General features: G+C 70.2%; 14 protein-coding genes. 7 read left to right on the top strand and 7 right to left on the bottom strand.

Annotated features, from left to right (window positions below; all coding sequences use genetic code 11):
* Positions 1-453: 453 nt before the first annotated feature.
* Positions 454-3,519: a tetratricopeptide repeat protein gene (locus tag AB0I77_RS31960; RefSeq protein ID WP_363286203.1), complete on the bottom strand. Its 3,066-nt coding sequence runs from the start codon at positions 3,517-3,519 to the stop codon at positions 454-456.
* A gap of 178 nt (positions 3,520-3,697) precedes the next feature.
* On the opposite strand from AB0I77_RS31960, the gene AB0I77_RS31955 reads away from it, so the two are divergent.
* Complete coding sequence (locus AB0I77_RS31955) at positions 3,698-6,148, top strand: tetratricopeptide repeat protein (protein ID WP_363286202.1); 2,451 nt, start codon at positions 3,698-3,700, stop codon at positions 6,146-6,148.
* 28 nt (positions 6,149-6,176) lie between these two features.
* Here the strand turns inward: AB0I77_RS31955 and AB0I77_RS31950 are convergent, their stop codons facing one another.
* From AB0I77_RS31950 to AB0I77_RS31925, 6 genes are all read right to left on the bottom strand, one after another.
* The gene (locus AB0I77_RS31950) at positions 6,177-6,479 is read right to left on the bottom strand and encodes a hypothetical protein (RefSeq protein ID WP_363286201.1); all 303 of its coding nucleotides are present in this window, start codon (positions 6,477-6,479) and stop codon (positions 6,177-6,179) included.
* Positions 6,480-6,769: 290 nt separating this feature from the next.
* Positions 6,770-8,014, bottom strand: a complete 1,245-nt coding sequence (locus AB0I77_RS31945) for a hypothetical protein (protein WP_363286200.1) — start codon at positions 8,012-8,014, stop codon at positions 6,770-6,772.
* A 143-nt stretch (positions 8,015-8,157) separates the two neighbouring features.
* A complete protein-coding gene (locus AB0I77_RS31940) occupies positions 8,158-8,424 on the bottom strand; it encodes a hypothetical protein (protein ID WP_363286199.1) in 267 nt (88 codons plus the stop codon).
* Positions 8,408-9,502: a cyclophane-forming radical SAM peptide maturase AmcB gene (gene amcB, locus AB0I77_RS31935; protein ID WP_363286198.1), complete on the bottom strand. Its 1,095-nt coding sequence runs from the start codon at positions 9,500-9,502 to the stop codon at positions 8,408-8,410. Before amcB ends, AB0I77_RS31940 begins: the two co-directional genes overlap by 17 nt.
* Positions 9,495-11,939, bottom strand: coding sequence for a tetratricopeptide repeat protein (locus tag AB0I77_RS31930; RefSeq protein ID WP_363286197.1), 2,445 nt, complete (start codon positions 11,937-11,939; stop codon positions 9,495-9,497). Before AB0I77_RS31930 ends, amcB begins: the two co-directional genes overlap by 8 nt.
* Before the next feature lie 149 nt (positions 11,940-12,088).
* Positions 12,089-12,895 (bottom strand): DUF4232 domain-containing protein, encoded by an 807-nt coding sequence (locus tag AB0I77_RS31925; protein WP_363286196.1) that lies wholly within the window; start codon positions 12,893-12,895, stop codon positions 12,089-12,091.
* A 214-nt stretch (positions 12,896-13,109) separates the two neighbouring features.
* On the opposite strand from AB0I77_RS31925, the gene AB0I77_RS31920 reads away from it, so the two are divergent.
* From AB0I77_RS31920 to AB0I77_RS31895, 6 genes are all read left to right on the top strand, one after another.
* A complete protein-coding gene (locus tag AB0I77_RS31920; RefSeq protein WP_363286195.1) occupies positions 13,110-14,588 on the top strand; it encodes a helix-turn-helix transcriptional regulator in 1,479 nt (492 codons plus the stop codon).
* A 99-nt stretch (positions 14,589-14,687) separates the two neighbouring features.
* Positions 14,688-15,344 carry an RNA polymerase sigma factor gene (locus tag AB0I77_RS31915; protein WP_363286194.1) on the top strand — a complete coding sequence of 219 codons (657 nt, stop codon included), beginning with the start codon at positions 14,688-14,690 and terminating at the stop codon, positions 15,342-15,344.
* Entirely contained in the window at positions 15,341-16,393 is a 1,053-nt protein-coding gene (locus AB0I77_RS31910; RefSeq protein ID WP_363286193.1) for a CU044_5270 family protein, read from the top strand. The genes AB0I77_RS31915 and AB0I77_RS31910 overlap by 4 nt, the downstream gene beginning before the upstream one ends.
* A 283-nt stretch (positions 16,394-16,676) precedes the next feature.
* Positions 16,677-17,798 carry a substrate-binding domain-containing protein gene (locus AB0I77_RS31905; RefSeq protein ID WP_363286192.1) on the top strand — a complete coding sequence of 374 codons (1,122 nt, stop codon included), beginning with the start codon at positions 16,677-16,679 and terminating at the stop codon, positions 17,796-17,798.
* 54 nt (positions 17,799-17,852) lie between these two features.
* The gene (locus tag AB0I77_RS31900; protein ID WP_363286191.1) at positions 17,853-18,632 is read left to right on the top strand and encodes an ATP-binding cassette domain-containing protein; all 780 of its coding nucleotides are present in this window, start codon (positions 17,853-17,855) and stop codon (positions 18,630-18,632) included.
* A complete protein-coding gene (locus AB0I77_RS31895) occupies positions 18,629-19,822 on the top strand; it encodes a sugar ABC transporter permease (RefSeq protein WP_363286190.1) in 1,194 nt (397 codons plus the stop codon). The genes AB0I77_RS31900 and AB0I77_RS31895 overlap by 4 nt, the downstream gene beginning before the upstream one ends.
* Positions 19,823-19,833: the final 11 nt, after the last annotated feature.

The raw sequence follows: 19,833 nt of genomic DNA, 5'->3' as shown, positions 1-19,833 counted from the left end.
GTATACGAACGGGACAGCGCGAGCACCTTCCGGTCCGAGACCCGGGTCGCCGCCCGCGAGCTGGACGTTCCACTCCAGGAAGCCGTCCTCCGACCTGCCGGCCGAACTGCCGCGTACTACGGCACATGAGGCCATGCGGGACGCCGGTGTCCGGTACCGAGCCACGCGTTGGCGGCAGGTACCGGACACCGGGTCGTTCATATGCTCAAGTAGGATGAGCCAGCTCCGCTGACGATCGCGCATGCAATGCAGGTAAAGGTGAGCGCCGCAGCGGCGTACAGGGATTTCACGGAGCTTTATACCTCTCGGTTTTTCATTGAGTGCCGGTCAACTTCTGGAGTGCGGGCAAGGCGGAGCTCCAGCCAGGAGTGGCGGCGCCAGCGCCTCCCACACCAGGACAGTATCAATTGACTCGGGCAGACGTACGCACAATGACAACGCGCAGCTGCAGCCCTAAGCAGTAACTTCGCCTCGGAGTGCGGCGAGCATCTCCGTCGCACGAGCCTCTTCGGCGGGAGCCCCTATGTGCCTGCTGACGGCCAGGCTCTCCTCCAGACGAGCCACGGCCTGAGCCGTGCGCCCGGCATCCCGTTCGGCCAGGGCCAGGTCGTAGAGCACGTCCGCCTCTTCACCCGCCGCGTGAATGGCACGTGTCACTTCAAGTGCGGCGATGTGCTGCCGCAGGGCCTCCTCCGTGCGTCCGGCCGCACGGTACGCCCTGCCGATTCTGTTCAGCGCGATGGCCTCTGCCCGCCGGTCCCCGACGTCCCGCAGCACCGGCAGCACCATGCCGTACAACGCGAGGGCTTCCTCGGTCCTGCCGAGCTCATCCATGACGGACGCCAGATTCATCTGGAGCGTGGCCTTGTCTCTCGGATTTCCCATCCGCTCCGCCACGACCATCGCTTTCCGGTATGCGACTTCCGCGGCCTCTGGGCGCCCTGTTCTCTTGTGGAGTTCCGCCGTGTTGTTCAGTGCGCTATATATTCCCCGCTCATACTCTATTGCCGTGAAATCAGCGAGAGCCGAGCTGAAGCACGCCAATGCTTCTTCATTCTCTGCCAGGTGAAGGTGAATTATTCCGAGCAAGTTTCGGCAGCGCGCGATCCGGAGAGTATTTTCTGTTTGCACTAGCCAACTTAGAGACTTCTTCTGAAGTGATCGGACCAGCGCGTACTGACCTGTCTGCCACAGGGAAATCGAGAGTTGATGAACGCACTCGCTCTCCAGTTCCCGGTCCCCCAGAGACCGCGCGACGTCGAGCGCCGCATCCGCGGCCGAGATCGCCTCGCCGTAGCGGGAGCCGTGGGTGTAGACCGCGCAGAGGTCGAGCAGGGCTCGCGCCCTGGCCACGCTGTCACCTGCGACGTCCCAATGAGCTGCCGCGCGCAGCAGCAGCGGCTCGGCCGCGGCCAGGTGTCCCTCCATGTCCAGGAACCCCGCCAACACATGGACGCAAAGCGCGAGTTGGCGTTCCGTTCCATGCTTTACAAGCCAGTCCACAGTGTCCAGAAGATTGGCCGACTCGGCGATCAGCCACTGTTCCGCCGACTGTGCGTCGATGATTTCCGGACACGGCGGAGCGGCTGGATCGCCGGCATCGAGATCCGTGCGCGAGCGGAAGGGATAGGCCAGCCGGTCCGCCCGGTCCGCGGTGCGAACGTAGTGATCCACAAGACTTTGTACGGCCCGTCGAACGTCATCCTCGGAATCGGCGTCACGGGCCTCGACCAGCGATCTCGCGTAGTCGCGCAGAAGATCATGCATGGTGAAACGGTGTGGAATGGGCTCGGACACCAGATGGTGAGCCATCAGTTCTTCGAGTACGCGTTCAGCCGTGTCCAAGGAGAATCCGGTGAGCGCGACGATCGCCCACGGCCCGAACTCCACCCCCACATGCAGTCCGACACGGCGGAAGACCAGTTGCTGCTCGGCGTTCAGCGCGTGGTACGAGACCGCGAAGATATGTGTCAACGTCCGTTCCACGTCCCGCAGTTGGGTCAGATGACCGCCACCGCCGCCCAGTTGGCGCAACAGGTCGGACGTGGTCCACGAGGCACGGGCGAGCAACCGGCTCGCGGCGATCTCGATGGCCAGAGGGAGGTACCCGCAGATCCGGACGATCTCCGCCACGTCCGACGGATCGGTGTCGCGCCCTCTCCCCAGCCGCTGCGAGAAGAGCGCGGCCGCGTCCTCGGGCGGCAGCACGTCGAGTGAGACCGGCCGCACTCCGGGCAGTCCGGGCAGATTTCGGCGGCTGGTCACGACGACCGCCGTCGGGGAAGCTCCCGGAAGCAGGGGATGGATCTGGGCGGAGGAGATCGCGTCGTCGAGGACGACCAGCATGCGGCGGTCACGCGCCACCGAGCGCCACAGTGCGACCAACTCGTCGAGCTCGCGCGGTAGTTCCTTGGTGGCCATGCCGAGCAGCCGCAGCAGTTCGGTGAGTGCCCGGGCCGGGGTCGGCGGTGTCCGGTCGGTGGAATACCCGCCCAGGTGAAGGAAGACGCGGCCGTCCGGGAACCGGTCGCGTAGCCGATGCGCCAGATGGACGGCCAGGGCCGTCTTGCCGACACCTCCCATGCCATGGATCGCCTCGACGGTGACGACGTCCGAGGCCCCCCGTCCCTCGCAGAGCGCCGAGGTGAGCCGCCGCAGTTCATCGCGCCGTCCGGCCCACGGGACATCGCGCGGCAAGTTGTCCGGAACCCGACGCGTCGGCCGCGGGGGCGTCTTCTCGGCGGCTCCGGCGCCGGGGAGCAGGGCCGCCGCAGGGGTCCCCGCCAGGATTCCCTGGTGGACTCGGTGCAGCCCGCGGCCGGCGTCGAGACCGATGTCGCGGACGACGCGCTGCCGCGTCCGCTGGAGCAGTCTGGTCGCCTCGGCCGTCCGGTTGCTGCCGTACAGGGCGACGGCCAGTCGTTCGGTCAGGGCCTCGTCCACAGGATGTGCCTCGGCCAAAGGCAGCAGCACGGGAACGGCGTCGGTGAACTTCCCTCCGTCCAGGAGGATCTCGGCTCTGGTCATCGCGGCCACGAGACCGGTCTCATCGACGGCGGCGCGCAGATGCTCGGCCCAGGATCCGGTGATCCCGGCGAGCGGTTCACCGTGCCACAGGCTGTCCGCCCGGTCCAGCAGACGCAGGGCGGCTTCCTCGTCCCCGCTGTCTCTGAGGGAACGGGCTCGCTCGACGCAGCCCGTGTAGCAGCGCAGGTCCACCCGGTCCGGGTCGACCTCCAGGGAGTACGAGTTCGTGCGGCTGACGATCGCGGGTGCGTCGCCGCCGGCGAGCCGCAGGGAACCTCGGATCCGCGAGATGTGGGCGTGGAGCGCTTCCCTCGCCTTACTCGGCGGATGCTCGTCCCAGATGCGGTGGATCAGGGTGTCCACGCTCACCGTGCGGCCCGCGTCCCAGGCGAGGGCAGCCAGCGCCAGCCTCGTCTTCGTCGATCCGAGATCACTACGGCGGCCCGCTGCCCGAATCTCCACCGATCCCGAAAGCCTGATCTCGAACTCCACCAGCGTCCCTCCCGCCGGTAGGGCCTGTGATTGCCGAGCATTCGAGAGTGTCATGGCCCTGGCATGGGTGACCACAAGAGGACGCAATGAGCTCAAATTTGACCGATAAGTAGCCGTATTAGTTCACACCTGGTGCGGAGCGGGGAGTGAATCCCGGGAACCGAAAGGAGTTGCCTACGTGCGTGCTTCCTCCTGGGACGGACTGGAGGCGTTGCTGTCGGCCCTGGCCGCCTGCGACGCCGACCCGGAATCCCCCGCGTGGCGCGATCTGGCCCAGGTGGTGGACATCGCGGCCCGCGCGGACCCGTCGGTGGCCCGGCTCTGGCCCCGGCACGCCACGGCAGGACAGCCGGCCGAGGCGGCACTCCGGCGGGAACTGGCCCAGAAGCTCCACGCGTTGGCCTCGCGCGACATGGCGACACGGCACGCGCTGACCGAGTGGTTGCACCGCCATCCCGGTTCCACCCGCACGCCACCCGATCCCGCGCCCACGGCGACCACCAACGTCATCAGCGGCGGTTCCGTGCTCCACGGCCCCAGCGTGCAGGCCCGGGACGTCCACGGGGGCATCCACTTCCACCCGCCCTCCCCGGCACCCCGGCCGGGTCTCCCCGTCCCCCGTCAACTGCCGCCGGTGAACGCCCGGTTCATCGACCGGGAGGCCGACCGACAGGCCTTGAACGCCCTGCGCGCCGAGCGGCCGGCGCACGCACCGCAGGTCCTGGTGGTCAGCGGGCTCGCGGGCGTCGGGAAGACCACCCTCGCCACCCACTGGCTGTACGAGCACACCGACAGCTTTCCCGACGGCCAGCTCTACGCCGACCTCGGCGGACAGACCACCGCCGGGGAGAACGGGCCCACCTCCCCGGCGGTCGTCCTGGAAGCCTTCCTGGTCGCACTCGGCGCGTCCTCGGTGCCGAACGGGATCGCGCAGCGGAGCGCGCTGTGGCGTTCGATGACCTCGGGGCTGCGGCTGGCACTCCTCCTGGACAGCGCGTTCACGGCTGCTCAGGTACGCCCGCTCCTGCTCGGTACGCCGACCGGCCTCACCGTGGTGACCAGCAGAAGCAACCTGACCGGACTGCACGTCGACGGCGCGTCCCTGCACCAGCTGGAGGGCCTGCCCGCCGAGTCGGCCGTCGAGCTCCTGGCCGTCGGCGGTGGGACGCGCGTGGCGCGGGAGCCGGCCGCCGCGCGTGAAGTGGTCAGAATGTGCGGCCGCCTGCCCCTGGCGGTGGCCCTGGCCTCCGCCCAGCTCGCCCTGCGCCCCCACCGCTCCGTGTCCACCCTGGCCGACAGCCTGTCCCGTGGTCAGGGTGCCGTCGACACGCTGCGCGTCGACGGGGAGGCCGTGCTGCGTACGGCGCTCGACATGTCGTACGAGATCCTGCCGGAGGAGAGCCGTGCGCTGTACCGCCGGATCGGACTGCTGCCCGCGGATCGCCACGACCTCTCGTTGCTGACCGCCCTCGCGGGCGACGGGGCCAGATCGCGTGCCACCGGACACGCCGCCGACAACGCCGTCGACGCGCTCGTGGAGGCGAATCTCCTGGAGGAGACGGGCCCGGCCACCTATCGATTCCATGACCTCGTCCAGCAGCACGCCCGTCGGCTCGGCGAAGAGCTGGAGGACCCCGGCAGGCGCGAGCGCACGCTGCGCCGCTTCGTCGATTGGTGCCTGTCCACCGCGGCTTCGGCGGAGAGCATCCTCACCCCCAGCCACCGGCTGCCGGGGCACGACCTCCCCGCGGGAACGGTGCCCGCGACCCCACTCGACGGTCCCGAAGAGGCGCTCGCCTGGCTGGACACGCACCGCAACGGGCTGATGGGCGCCGTACGGCACTCGGCCCGGGTCGGCTGGCACACCTCCTGCTGGCGTCTGACGGACCTCATGTGGCCCCTCTTCCTCCGGTTACGTCCGTCCGAGATGTGGATCGAGGCGCACCGGCTCGGTCTCGAAGCCGCACGCCGGAGCGGATCGAGGCCGGGTGAGGGCCGCATGCTCACCTCCGGCGCGATCGGTTTACGCAACGCCGGCCGGTACCCGGAGGCGGCCGACTGGTACCGGCAGGCGCTGGAGATGGCCACGGCCGACGATGACGTACGCCAACAGGCACAAGCCGTCAGCGGATTGGGCCACGTCAGTCTCCTGGCCCAGCGGCTCGACGAGGCACGCGACCACTTCGAGCACGCCCTGCGGCTGAGGGAGTCGGTCGGCTACCGGCGCGGGGCCGCCCTCTCCCGGCGGCGCCTGGGCGAAACGGCTCTGGCCGGCGGCGACCTGGCCACCGCCGCCGAGCAGCTGCGCCGGGCCGGCACCGAACTGGACTCACTGGGCGAGACGTACGAGGCGACCCGCGTCCTGGCCCTTCTCGGCCATGTCCTTGACCGCCGCGGGGACCGCGTCGGAGGCGTCCGGCGACTGCGGGAGGCGCTCGCGCGCTTCCGAGTGGGCGACGCCCGGTCCGAGCACTGGGAGGCACGCTGTCTGGAATGGCTCGGCCAGGCCGCCGAGTCACGTGGTGATCACGCGGAGTCGATACGCCACTACGAGGCCGCCCGGGATCTCTTCCGACGTCTGAGCCCCGAGGACGCACAACGTCTGGACGACCGGCTGCGGCACCTGTGATCGCCGCCGCGGCCGGCCGTCCCACCGGTCAGCGACGCGGCATCGGAGCGACGGAACGCAGCGCCCGGGGCGATCCCCCGGACACCGCCCAGGCGTGGACGACCGAGCCGACCGCGTGCGGTGAGAGCGCGGCACCGGACCCGCCCCGGTCCGGCCGCACGAACGACACGGCACCCGTCCGGTCCCGTACCCCGACGACACACGTCGTGGCCGTATCGGGTACGGCGGCGGCAAGGCATCCGGGGTGGCCCGCCAGCAACTCGTGCACCCGCCGGTGAGCCGACTCGGGCGGCAGCGGCAGGCGGCTCACGAGCACATCGGCGTGTTCCATGAGCTCTGTCCGTTCCGGGCTGTCCGCGTCCACCCACAGGTGCACATCGCAGGGAAGCCGGGCGGGCGCGGGCGGGCGGGGAGGCGGATACGGACACGCGTGCCGCCGCGCCGACGAGGGCAGCGGGTCGGATCGGACGAGAGCCGGACCGTGCGCCCCGCCCGAACGCCAGACGACCAAGGACGACCGGCCGTCCGAGCCGTCACCACCGGGTACCCCGCCGGTCCGTGCCACACGGAAGCACACCGTGGCCCACCCGGCATCCGGCCCCGGGGCCGCGAGCCGGTCGCTCACAGTGCCGCCCCGCTGCCGGCGGAGATCTGCCACCGCGTCAGTGACGGCGGAGACGCGGGCGGTGCGACCAACGGCGGACGGGCGGGTTCTCCCAGCCCGAGCATGCGGTAGACGACCGAACGCATCCGCCGGTGGAACTCGCCCGGCGCCGACGACAGCGAAGCGGCGACATGGTCGTACTGTCCCGGGCGGTACAGCTGTGCCGCGTACTCCAGCTGCTCCGCCAGCGGGTACACCGGAGAGACCACGGGCGCGACGGCGGACAGCAGAGCCGCCGGGGAGCAGGCCGACACCTCACGGCGGGATCCGGCCGTCAGCAGCATCGTCGCGTCCGTGAGGGTGCCGTACACGCTCAGCGATCCGTGGTCGCCGATGATCCAGTCGGCCGCGATCAGCAGCGCCTGCCAGTCGGCTTCCGGGGGGACGACCGCGATCCCCCGGTCCCGGCAGCAGGAAAGCCAGCCGTGCACCTGACGGATGCCGTGACCCGCGAACACATTGGGATGGACCAGCATCGCGACGCGGTAGCCGTCGCCCGGCAGCTGGCTCAGCAGCTGCGGCAGCAGGGAGTCGAGCCGCCCGAACGTCGAAGCCGGTCCCCAGGTGGACGTGACGACCACGAGCCGCTGTCCGTCCTCGATTCCCAGCGCGCGACGGTAGGACTCGCGCCTGGGCCTGCCGGCCGTGATCCGGTCGACGCACGGGTCACCCACCACATGAGCCACGGGAAGCGCCTCGGGGCACGACCGGGCGAGCTCCTCCAGATCCCGGTCATGGGCATAGCCGATCGCCGCCGGGACCAGCCGCCCCTCGTGCAGCAAGTGCTGGCGGCTCAGCATCCCGGGCGACCTCAGCTCTCCCGGTGCCAGCGCGGTGACGTCGGTGAGCAGTTTGATCTGCCCCGCCCCGTGCGAGATGCGGACGACCGGAGTCCGCAGTTCGTGCACTCCGCGGGAGCCCGCCGCGAGCGCGAGGTCGAACTCGGCCCGCAGGGCCTCCTCCCAGGGCACCGTGGTGATGCCCAGGTCCTTCAGGAACTCGGTGGCCCCGCTGCCGAAGGCATGTGGGGCGACCGTGAAGACCAGTTGAATGCGCAGGTCGGTCTCCAGCAACTCGAAGACCTCGCGCAGTCGTTGGGCGAAGGTCACCGTGTGCACGACCACCAGGACCCTCTTGCAGTCCCGTACCGTCAGCCAGTGCCCCTGCTCGATCAGTGCTGGTTTTGTCGTTCGGACAGACACGCGATCCCCCGTCGCTCGTCGCTGCGTACAACAGACGGCAGGGGGGTTCCCTGTGCGCGGGGCACTTTCCTTGCAGGCCGCTTGCAACTCCCTTGCCCCGGCGCATGGCAGGGAGTTGTCGGGTCTGCGGGGCGTCGCGGTTCTTACTCTGTCTCGTCCTTCTTCTCCTCCGCCTTCTTCTCCTCCGCCTTCTTCTCCGCCTTCTTCTCCCTGTCCCTGCCGCTGTTTCCGCGCCCGTCATGCCAGGGGTCCTCGGAAGCAGAGATCAGCACGTCCGCTCGCGGCGCCACACCCGCGGGCGCGGAGGGAGACACGTCGACGCCGGATTGATCCAGCAATGACGCCAGGGCGGCTCGGTGCGCCTCGACGCGTTGTGACAGGTTGTCGCTGTTTTCAGGTGTGTCCGACACTGCGAAGCAGTCCTTCCATGAGTCGTTTCTTGCTGTTGCGGCAGTACGCGGTCTCGGTGACGTCGAATCGTCCGGTCTCGAAATACTTGTTCGCGGGCTGGCCGCCGAGGCAGTAGCTGAAGTGGTCGCACGTGGCCCGGCACGCGGCGAGGCCCTCCAGGGCCTCGGCCACCCAGGCGGCTCGCGGCGCCCGCCGTACCAGGTCGGTGAGGTCGGCGTCCCTCACATTGCCCACGGTGAACGGGCCATGGCGCGGGGAGGAGAATCCGGCCAGATCCGGACCCAGCACCGTGACTTCCCCATCCCAGCCGATCATGGGCATGGGGTCGTGGTGGGCCAGTGTTCGTCGCGAGGCTGTTTCGGTCAGCGTCGCCGAGACATAGCGGAGCGCGTGATCGAGCTCCCGTATCCGCAGGCGCCGGTCGGTTCGCCAGCGTGTGGCAAGAGCGGACCAGAATGCCGTGACCCGCCCGTCGTCCACCTGGCTTTCGGCGTGGACGCCCTTGCGTTCCACGATGTTGATGCCGAGGGAGTGGCACCCGAGCGCCGCGAACCAGTCGTACAGCTCTGCCGCGATGCGGGCATCGGGCTCCTCGACCACCGCGATCGCCCCGAAGGGAATGCCGTGGCGGCGCAGTGCGGCGATACCGCGAAGCGCGAGGTCGAAGCTCTCCCGTCCGGTGCGGGTGGTGCGGGCATGGTTGGCCGGCCTTGGGCCGTCCAGGCTGACCGTCACGCTGATCCGATGGCGGGTGAACACCTCGCACCAGGCGTCGTCGATGAGCGTGGCATTGGTCTGTACGGCGTGCGTGACGCGGCCATGGTCGTCGCGAAACCGCCCGATCAGTTCCGTGAAGCGTGGCACGCCGAGGGCGAGCGGCTCCCCACCGTGCCAGACGACGCGCACCGGATGCAGGGCCGACCAAGCGGTCACCGCGCTCGCCACGGCGTCGGCCACCTGCACGGACATGCGCCGACGAACGGAACGATCCGGGAGATAGCAGTACGAGCAGGCCAGATTGCACAGGGTGATGGGCTGAAGGAAGACGACCGAGGCGGTCCGGGCCAGCTCAGGCATCGCCCGCCTCCGAGCCGATGACCTCTGTCCGCACGCCCAGGGCCGTGCTCCGTCGCGTCACCGCCCGGGCGTCGTCATCGGCGCCGGCCCGCCGGTACAGCGCGACCGACTCCCTCCAGGCCCGCGCCGCCTCTTCGGTGTCGCCTGTGGCGAGTACCGCGGCGGCGTAGAGGTCGAGCGAGCGGGCTTGTCCATAGGTGTCGAAGAAGACGTCACGCAACAAGGACAAGGCCCGTTCGTGGCAGTCGACGGCGTCCCGGTGACGCCCTGCCGACCGCAGGGTGTTTCCCAGATCGTTGAGGACCATGGCCTCGCGGTACTGCTCCCGCTGTTGTCTGAGGGAGTCCACGGCCTCGGTGTGCTGCTCGATCGCTTCCGCGGCCCTGCCCATCGCATGGAGAGTGAGGGCGAGGTCATTGCCCGCGCTCGCCGCACGCTCGATCTGGCCCAGCGACTGGAAGAAGGCCACGCATCGGGTGTGTTCGCGGAGTGAGGCGTCGAGCTGTCCCAGACTTCGCAGGACGCGGGCCCGGTTGTTGGTGGAGATGGCCTCCATGATGGTGTCCCCGAGCGAGCGGTACGCGGCCCGGGCCGCGTCGAGATGCGTCAGGGCCTCGTCGAAGTGCCCCATCCTGAACCGCAGGACGCCCAGTCCGTTCTGAGTCATGGCCGCGGTGCGAACGGCCCCCGACGCGCGCAGCAGTACGTCCGCTTCCTGGAACGCGTCCAGGGCCTCGTCGAAGCGGCGGGCCTCCAGCAGGGCGTTTCCCAGGTTGTACCGCGCGGTGCCCTCCTCCCGTACCGCGCCGATCGCGCGGAAGAGGTCCAGGGCGTGCCGGTGCGCGGCGATCGCCTCGTCTCCCCGCCGCAGATAGCGAAGAGCCATGCCGAGATTGTCGTACGCCATTCCCTCGAAACGCCGGTCACCGATCAGGCGGGCACCCTTGGCCGCGTGGTGGTACACCTCGGCGGCGTCGTCGAAGTGGCGCCTCCAGGCCAGATAGTGGCTCAGGCCGAGCGCGAAGCGCACTCCGGTCTCGGCATGCTGCGGATCGACGGCCCACTGGGAGGCCGCGACCAGCCCCTCACGTTCCGTGTCCAGCCACCGCAGGGCCTCCTCCCGGTCGGTGAATCCACCGCTTCGGGGCTGCTCGGGGAGCGTCTGGAGGTACGGGTGGCTGTCGGCGACGCGCTGCTGATACCGGCTGAGCAACCGGGCTCGCGCCGCGTGCCCTTCCGCTGACGAAGCGGCGTCCTCCCGGGTCCTGAACACGCCGTAGGCACGCACCAGGTCGTGCATCCGCCAGCGACCGCGGCTGCTGCCGGTCTCGATCAGGTGGGCCCGGACGAGGACGTCGAGCGTCCGCGGATCCGGCGGCACCCCGCCGAGGGCGGCGAGTGCTTCCGGCCCTGCCTCGGGTCCGGGCGCGAGGGCGATCAGGCGGAACAACCGCGCCGAGCCGTCGCCCAGCCGTCGATACGACATGTCGAAGGCGGCCCTCATCGCTCGCTCACCGTCGTCCAGGTAGTCGATGCGGGTTGCCGTGTCGGCGAGTTCGTCCGCGAGCTCCTTGACCGGCTTGCCGGGATCGTTGACGAGAAGCGCGGCGGCGATGTGCAGGGCGAGCGGAAGGTACCCGCACAAGCCGCTCAGCCGCCGCGCCTGGTCAAGGTTGCGTGCGATGCGCGCGTCGGTCGGGTCCGCCGCCGCGAGCGCCGTCTTCAGCGCCTCCACGGAATGCTCGGGGGAGAGCACCCCCAGACGCAGCAACTGCGCGCCGAGTTGCGCCAGGACGTCGCGGGAGGTGACCAGGACACGGTGGCGCGGGTGGCCCGGCAGGAGCGGTCTCACCTGCGAGGAATGGGAGGCGTTGTCCACGACCACCAGGAGCGCACCCTGTTTCTCGGCCACCTCGGCCAGTACCGAGCGGTACAGCCCGGCACGTGCGTCCGCGCTCGTCGGCATGTGGTCCCGAGGGACACCAAGTGCCAGCAGGAGCTGTTCCAGCGCCTGCTCCGGGGCCACGGGGACGTCGTCATAGCCGTGCAGGTCGAGGAAGACCGCTCCGGCGGGGAAGAACCCGCGGCGTTGCGCCGTATGCGCGGCTTGCAGGGCGAGCGCGGTCTTGCCGACGCCGCCGAGCCCGGTGACCGAGGACACGAGGACGGCGCCACGGTCCGGTTCGGCGGGGTCCAGGGCGTTCAGCAGTGTCCGCAGTTCACGATCGCGTCCGACGAATCCCCGTGCGGGGCTGGGGAGCGCCTGCAACGCGAGGGTGCCCGGGATGTGGTGGTAGTGGTGTTCCACCTTTTTGGCCACCACGTCGCCGTGGAACTTCCCGGAACGGAAGTCGAGCAGGTCCGCTCCGACGGCGATGCCCGTGCCCTCTTCACCGCTCCCGGCGCCGTCCCGACCGCGGTCAGTCCCCGTTCCCATGAGTCCATGATGCGGTGAGGAACACCGTCGGCGCCCTGGTCTGCGGCCACGGAGCGCGAGTTCGGTGCGCGTCGCCCGCTCCAGGGCGGGGAGACGATGGCCAAGGCCCAGGTCATCGACCTGGGCCTTTCGTTGTCCGCTGTGATCAGTCACCAGGCCAGGGCGTCGGCCATGGTCGGCTGCCAGTACGTGACGCTGAGCGCGCTGTCGATGTACACGCCCTTCGCGGGGAGTGACGGGCGGGCGGCGCTCCCGCTCTCGTCGAGGAGGACCGCGAGGGACTTGGCCGTGTAGCCGCCGGAGCCGCTGCCGTCGGCGGCCGAGAGAAGGACGCCCGCATAGCCCGACTCGCCAGGGGCCAGCGTGACCACGGCCTGCTGCTTGGAGCCCTCGATGGCGGGCGGAACGGACTGGGCGTTCTCGAATCGGAGGGCCGGGTAGCCGGTGCGGTCGAAGCCGGTGAGGTCACAGTTCTTCGAGCCGGTGTTGGTGACGGTGAGGAGAAGGTGGTTCAGGGGGCGGGAGACCTCCGTGGCGGCCATCCGGGTGGAGGCGCTGGTGCAGGGGGTGGAGGCGGACGTCGAGTCGTCGGAGCCGGCGGAACCCGACGAACCGTTGGAACCCGACGTACCCGACGAGCCCGATGAACCGGACGAACCCTTGGAACCCGTCGTGCCGTTCGAGCCGGCCGCGCCGCCTGCCGAGCCTTCGGAGCCCGCCGAGCCCTTCGGGTCGGTCTGCCCCGCCCCGGTGGACGTTCCCTCGCTCGCCTTGGGCGAAGGCGTGTTGGAGGACGCGGACGCCGACGTGGAGGCGGAGCCCGCCGATGCGCCCTCGTCCTGGACACCCTCTCCGTTGTTGCACGCGGTCAACGCCATCGTGGCGGCCGTGATCGCGGCGGCGATGAGGATGCGGGTGCGGTGGGTGCTGCGGGTGCGGTGGGTGCGTGTGGACATGTGATTCCCCCTGATGCGGTACGGGAGTTGCAGGGGCCGCTCGACCGGGTGCCGGGAGCGGCGTGCTTGGATGGCCAAAGCTTGTGGGGCGATCCGTCCCGGCCGCCACGACTGCCGGGACATCCGGGACGCTGGAATGCTTACAACGCCTCTGACCTGGGGAAATGACCTCCCCCTGGAATGGGTGTCCGGGACGTCGGGAGAGGGAGGAACGGTGGCGGGGGACGAGTTCTCGGAGCTGCTGGGCCGGTTGAAGGAGCGGTCCGGGCTCAGTTACGGGGTGCTCGGGAAGCGGCTGCACACGAGTGCGTCCACGCTGCACCGGTACGTCAACGGGGACGCCGTACCGACGGACTACGCACCCGTGGAGCGGTTCGCGCGGATGTGCAAGGCGACGCCCGAGGAACTGGTGGAGCTGCATCGGCGGTGGATCCTCGCGGATGCCCGGCGGGGGCAACGGGCGGGCGACGCCTCCGCGGAGGACGAACCGCGGGCGCCGCGCACAGCGGCGGAGACCGCGACCGGGGCGGAGACCGGGGCCGAGACCGGAACCGGGGCCGAGACCACGACCAGGGCCGAGACCGGAACCGGGGCGGAGACCGGGGCCGGGGCCGAGACCGGAACCGGAGCCGAGACCGGAACCAGGGCCGAGACCGCGACCAGGGCCGAGACCGGAACCGGGGCGGAGGCGGCGACCAGGGCGGAGGCGGCCGAGGACGTTACCGAGGTCGAGCGGCGGCCACCGGCTCAGGCTCCCGTGGTGCGGCGGAGGCGGCGGACCGTCGTCCTCGCCGGGGCCGCCGTCGCCGCCGCCCTCGTGTCGGCCGCGCTCGTGGTGAACCTTGTGCCCGGCGAGGGCGAGGACGACCAGGGCGGGAAGCAGTCCGTGGGCGCCGCCTCCCAGACCGTCGAGGAAAGTCCTCGCGCCTCCAAGTCGCCCGACGGGAAGGGCAGATCGGCCTCTCCGTCCGCCTCGCGCAGCGGCAGTACCACGCCCTCGGCCTCCGCCTCCCGAAGCGGTGGGGCCGGGGACGGAGCCGGGGCCGGGGCCGCCCAGGGCGGCGGTTCCGAGGACGGGGCCACCGCGCCCACCGTCGCCGTCGATCCGTACAAGTGGGAGAACCCGTGCAGCCAGCACTACCTGGTCGACGAGGAGCCCGAGCAGGTGCCTCCGCCGCCGGGTGAGCCGGACGCGCGCGGGTGGGTCACCGCGCTCGGCGCGGTCGCCGGCGGGCAGCAGATGCTCACGCTGACCGTGCAGGGCACCGGGCCGGCCACCGTCGTCCTGAAGGAACTGCATGTGCGGGTGGTGGAGAAGAGCGCGCCGCTCGCCTGGAACGACTTCGCGATGGGCGTCGGGTGCGGCGGCGGCGTGGAGACGAAGGCGTTCGACGTGAACCTCGATGCCGGGCGGCCCGCGATTTCCCCCAAGGCCGGTCAGCGCGACTTCCCGTACAAGGTGAGCGAGTCCGATCCCGAGGTCTTCTACGTCTTCGCCGACGCGCGGGCGCACAACGTGAGTTGGTATCTGGAGCTGGACTGGTCCAGCGGCGACCAGCAGGGCACCGTACGCGTCGACGACAACGGCCAGCCCTTCAAGACGAGCGGGAACGTGGGACGGCCGGCGTACAACTACCCGCTCGGCGGCTCCGAGTGGGGGCGGGACGAGTACGCCCCCGAGATTCCCGGCTGAGCGTCCGGCGAGCAACGGGCAGCTGACGGCTGACGGCTGACGGCTGACGGTGTGGCAGAGGCCACAGGAACTCCGCCGGACCCGCGGAGAGTACCGAGTGTGAGGCAAACAGAACCATCGGAACCATCGCAGTCGCCGCGTGCGCGCATACGGGCAGGTGACCGGGCCGCATTCGCCGACCTGTACGACGAGCACGCGCGGGCGGTCTACAACCATGCCCTGCGCCTGACCGGCAACTGGTCGGAGGCCGAGGAGGCCATGTCCGAGACCTTCCTCGCCGCCTGGCGTACCCGGGCGACGGTGGAGCCGGAGGGCGGTTCGCTCAGGCCCTGGCTGCTCGGCATCGCCACGCACAAGGCGTACAACGCCAACCGTGGGCTGCGCCGGCGGCTCGCCTTCCTGGCGCGCAGCCCTCAGCCCCGTCCCGTCGAGGACTTCGCGGAGGAGACGGCCGGGCGGATCGACGACGCCCGCCGGCTCGCGGTGGTGCACGAGGCGCTGGGCCGGTTGCGCCGCCAGGACCGGGAGGTGTTCGCCCTGTGCGTGTCGGCCGGTCTGGACTACCAGCAGGCCGCCGAGGCGCTCGGCATCCCGGTCGGCACCGTGCGCTCGCGGCTCTCGCGCGCCCGGGCGCGGCTCGCCCGGATCAGCTCCGGGCAACTCGAGGGCGCGAAGGCGGAACCGCGGGGCCCTCGCGGAGAGAAGGAGAGTGAGGCCGCGCTCGCGGCCATGTTTGTGCAGGAGGAAACAGGATGAACACCAGCGATCCGTCGCGCGCCGCTTCCGCCGGGAGTGAGGCCGAGGAGTTGCTGTCGGCTCCGGCCGAATGGGACCTCCCGCCGAGCAGACACCTCCACTACAAGGACGTTCTGATGCAGCACATCGACCACGACGGCACCCCTTCCACCCAGGCGCGCCCGGCACCACGCCGTCGACTGGCGCGTGGCGCCGTGCTGTTGCCCCTCGCGTCGATGGCACTGGCCGGAGCGCTGATCGTCACGCTCTGGGGCGGTGACGACAGCTCCGCCCCGGCGACCCGAGCCGCCCACAGTGCCTCCGCCGTTCTCGACCGGATCGCCGTAGCGGCCAGGGCCACCGACGCGACGCCGGTGAAGGACGGGCAGTTCGTGTACGTCGAGAGCCTGATCCGCTCCAACGAGGGCACCTTCGACGGTCCCGTGCGGCTCGGTGCCCTGCACAAGCGGGAGGTCTGGATGTCGCAGGACCCCGGGCCCCTGACCAAGACGGGGTGGATCCGCGATTCCGGCAAGGGCGCCGTGATGCCCGGTCAGCTGATCCCCATCGAGTCATCCGCTCCCGTCCGGGCGGGCATCGATCACCCCACGTACAAGTGGCTGGCTTCCCTGCCCACCGACCCGGACGCGCTGCTCGAGTTGCTCTACGCCCAGACCAGGGTGGACGAAGGCAAGTCGAAGGAGCAGGCCGTCTTCTCCCAGATCGGCAGCTTGATCAGCGAAACGATCATGCCGCCGGCGAACGCCTCCGCGTTCTACAAGGCAGCCGCGAAGATCCCCGGGGTGCAGGAGATCCCCGACGCCGTCGACGCCGCCGGCCGTCACGGCATCGCCATCACCCGCGAAGACGCCTCCTCCGCGACCCGCGACGAATGGATCTTCGACAAGAACACCCTCGCCTTCCTCGGCTCACGCTCGTACGTCACCAAGGACGAGGTCAAGGGAATCAGCTCCGACACACTGCTCGGAACCAGCGCCATCATGGAGCGCACGGTCGTCGACCAGCACGGCAAGACACCCGCGGGGGCCGACGGCCGAGCACTTGGGTGACATGGCGAGCGACGATCACCCGCTATCGGTGAGGAACCGGTGGACCTGGCGGCCGCAACCGGTACCGGAGCGTCGGCGGCCGAACGCGCCGGTCACACCGAGGCGACCGTCGCCCGCTGAGGCCTGCCGCCGCTGGACATGGCCGACCTGGTACGGCACCTGTGACCCCGGTCAACGGCCGCCGGGGTGTCCTTGCCTGAGCGGGGCCACACAGACGCTTGACGGGCTTGGCATTAGGCTCCCATTACGGAGTAAAAACGGACAAAGCCCAAAGGAACCAACGATGCGTCTCGGTGTCAGGCTTCCGGCCGTGAAGCGCAGGTCCCTCACCCATGCGTCCGTGGCGATCTCGGTCGCCGCGGGCCTGGTCCTGACCGGGGCCTGCGGCGGGGGCGACGGGGGTGGAGGGGACGGCGACGACAGCCTCACCGCCGGCGTGCTGCTCCCGGGTGGCGGAACCTCTCGTTTCGGGCAGTTCGACGGGCCCCTGATCGAGCAGAAACTGAAGCAGCTGTGCCCGCACTGCCCGGCGCCGGTCGTCGCCGCCACGTCTGACCCAGCGGTCCAGCGGCAGCAGCTCGAGGCCATGATCACCAGGGGGGTGGATGTCCTGATCGTCGCCGCCATCGACCCCGAGTTGCTGCGCCCGTCGGTCGAGGCCGCGAACCGAGCCGGCATCCCGGTCGTCGCCTACGACCGGCTCGCGCAGGGCCCGATCTCCGGTTACGTCACCTTCGACGGCGCCAAAGTCGGCAGGCTTCAGGGCGAGGCGCTCCTGAAGGCCCTGGGCGCGAAGGCGCAGGGCAGCCAGATCGTCATGATGAACGGGGCCACGGCCGACCCCAACGCCGGCTGGTTCAAGCGGGGAGCGCTCTCCGTCCTCAAGGACAAGGTCAAGATCGGCAAGTCGTACGACACCGTCGGATGGCGGCCGGAGAACGCCTACGTCAACATGACCGGCGCCATCGCCGCCCTGGGCGCGGGCAACATCGACGGCGTACTGGCCGCCAACGACAGCCTCGCCGGCGCCGTGGTCTCCGCCTACAACGCCACGCAGGTCAGGCCGCTGCCCCCGGTCACCGGCCAGGACGCCGACCTCCTGGCCGTACAGCGCATCGTCAGGGGCGACCAGTACATGACCGTCTACAAGCCGTTCAAGCCCGCGGCCGATGCCGCCGCCGAGATGGCCGTAGCCCTGGGGCGCGGCGAGACGGTCGCGTCCATCGCCACCGGCACCGTCGACAGCCCCACCACCAAGGACATCCCGGCGGTCCTGCTCGAGTCGGTCTCGGTGACGGTCGGCAACATCAAGGACACTCTGGTAAAGGATGGTATGTACACAATCGACCAGATCTGCACTCCGAAGCTCCGGTCCGCCTGCGACAAGGCCGGGCTCACCCCATGAGCTTTCCGATGAGCGTTCCGAAGAGCTGTCCTCGAAGGTGGAAGGAGGTGGCCCGTGCCGGTTCAGCCCCTGCTGGCGTTGCGCGGCGTCTCCAAGCGGTTCGCCGCCGTCCAGGCGCTGGTGGACGTCGAGCTGGAGATCAGGGCCGGGGAGGTGGTCGCCCTGGTGGGCGACAACGCCGCCGGCAAGTCCACCCTGGTCAAGGTGATCTCGGGGGTCGCTCCCGCCGACCGGGGCCTCATCGAGTGGCGGGGCAGTGCCGTCCAGATCAAGCGTCCCCAGGACGCCCAGGTCCTGGGCATCGCGACCGTCTACCAGGACCTCGCGATGTGCGGCAACCTCGATGTGGTCGGCAATCTCTTCCTCGGCCGGGAGATCCACCGGTTCGGCATCCTCGACGAGGTGGAGATGGAGCGCCGCACCCGCGAGCTGCTGCACACCCTCTCCATCCGCATCCCCGACGTACGGGTGCCGCTCGCCACCCTGTCCGGCGGCCAGCGGCAGGTCGTCGCGATCACCCGCTCGCTGCTCAGCGCGCCCAGGCTGCTCCTGCTCGACGAGCCCACCGCCTCCCTGGGCATCGAGCAGACCAGTCAGCTCCTCGACCTCATCGAACAACTGCGCGACGGGGGCGCCGGGGTGCTCCTCATCAGCCACAACATGGGTGACATCAAGGCCGTCGCCGACCGGATCGCCGTCCTGCGCCTCGGCCGCAACAACGGCTTCTTCGACGTGAACACCACCTCCCAGGAACGGATCATCTCCTCCATCACCGGAGCGGCGGACAATGCCCCGGGCCACCGCCCGACCCACCCGGAGGAGGCATGGCCGTGAGGTGGAGCGGGACCCGGGCGCGCGCCGGTACGGTGCGCCGCAGACTCCACGAAGGTGAACTCGGCCCGGTCCCCGCACTCCTCGCTCTCGCCGTGACCTGGGTGGTCTTCCAGAGCCTCAACGACAACTTCCTCTCGCCGCGCAACCTGTCCGTCCTCAGCGTGGACATCGTCGGGACCGGCATGATCGCCGTCGGCATCGTCTTCGTGCTGCTGATCGGCGAGATCGACCTGTCGGTGGGCTCGCTCGCGGGCCTGGCGGGCGCCCTGTTCGCGGCGCTGAACGTGAACCTCGGCATGCCGGAATGGCCCGCCGTGATCATCGCGGTGATCTGCGGTGCGGCGGCCGGGGCCGGCCACGGATTCATCTTCGCCCGGATCGGCGTACCCGCGTTCGTCGTCACCCTCGCGGGCCTGCTGGGCTGGAACGGTCTGATGCTCTACCTGCTGGGGCCGGAGAGCTCCATCAATTTCAGCGGGGACGGGCTGGTCGCCACGCTGACCAACCGCTACTTCAGCGCCGCCGTCGCCACCTATGGCCTGGCGGCGCTCGGCACGGCCGCGTACCTCCTCGCCTCCTACCAGGACCGCAGGCGCCGCGGCGCCGCCGGGATGCCGTACCGGCCGGTGGGCGAGATCTGGGCGCGTACGGCCCTCCTCGCGGCGGTCGCGTTCACCGCCGTCTACGTGCTGCGCCGGTTCGAGGGCCCCCCGCTGGCGCTCCTGATCTTCCTCGGAGTCATCGTCGCCTCGGACCTCTTCCTGCGCCGCACGCCCTACGGCCGGCAGATTCTCGCACTGGGCGGCGGGGTGGAGGCGGCCCGGCGGGCCGGTGTCGATGTGGCGCGCGTGCGGATCTGGGTGTTCCTGGTGTCGGGGGGCCTGGCCGCGGTCGGCGGCCTGTTCGTCGCCTCGCGGCTCACCTCGGCGACCACGGTCCCGGGCTCCGGCATGCTCCTGATCAACGCCATCGCCGCTGCCGTCATCGGCGGCACCAGCCTGTTCGGCGGACGCGGCTCGGCCTGGTCCGCGCTGCTGGGGGTGCTCATCATCCAGTCGATCGCCTCGGGCATGGCGCTGCTGGGAGTCGAGCCCGCGGTCCAGTTCATGATCACTGCCGGAGTGCTGCTCCTCGCGGTGATCTTCGACTCGCTGGCGCGGCGGGCCGCGGAGTCGCGCGGGCGGGTCTGAGCCGCGTCTGA

It is taken from the genome of Streptomyces sp. NPDC050619, assembly GCF_040654815.1.
Taxonomy (GTDB): domain Bacteria; phylum Actinomycetota; class Actinomycetes; order Streptomycetales; family Streptomycetaceae; genus Streptomyces.
Note: the sequence above shows the minus strand (reverse complement) of the source record. Positions and strands in the feature narration are given on the sequence as shown.